The 631-nt window shown below is 31.7% G+C and carries 1 protein-coding gene and 1 pseudogene; both read left to right on the forward strand.

Features of this window, described 5'->3' with window-relative positions:
- Positions 1-221, forward strand: a pseudogene (locus RCF13_RS01785) (hypothetical protein); the annotation flags it as partial.
- 2 nt (positions 222-223) lie between these two features.
- A partial coding sequence (locus RCF13_RS01790; protein ID WP_308140772.1) for a sugar phosphate nucleotidyltransferase occupies positions 224-631 on the forward strand: 408 nt, incomplete at its 3' end.

Consider the following 631-nt stretch of genomic DNA (forward strand, 5'->3'; position numbering starts at 1 on the left):
GGAATTCTAAAAATGTAATCTATGCAGCACAGATAGCCAAGATACAAGGAATGAAGGTAATTTCATTAACAGGAAATAGTGGTGGAAAACTGAAGGAGTTGTCAGACATATTACTTAATGCACCTTCTGACGAAACATATATTATTCAAGAATACCATCTTCCGATCTATCATGCTATTTGTGCGGCTGTTGAAAATGAATTTTTTTATGAGGAGGGATAAGAATGGAAGCTATAATACTTGCTGGAGGATTTGGTACACGATTAAGACATATTGTTTCAGATGTTCCAAAACCAATGGCCCCTGTTAATGATAAACCTTTTTTAGAATATATACTTAATTATCTAAGTAAATACAATTTCAGTAAAGTTATAATGGCTGTTGGATATAAAAGTGATTTAATAAAGGAGCACTTTGGAAACTCATTTAAAGGAATCAAAATTGAATATTCAGAAGAAGTAATACCATTAGGAACTGGGGGAGCTATAAAAAAAGCTGTATCGATTTGCAAAGATGAAGAAATATTTATTATTAATGGAGATACATTTTTTGATGTAAATTTAAGGGAAATGAAGGCAATTCATGGAGATTCTTCTTGTGATATTACCATAGCTGCAAAAGAGATGGAAGAT

Origin of the sequence: Stenotrophomonas maltophilia group sp. RNC7, assembly GCF_030910085.1 — a bacterium.
GTDB lineage: Bacteria > Pseudomonadota > Gammaproteobacteria > Xanthomonadales > Xanthomonadaceae > Stenotrophomonas > Stenotrophomonas sepilia.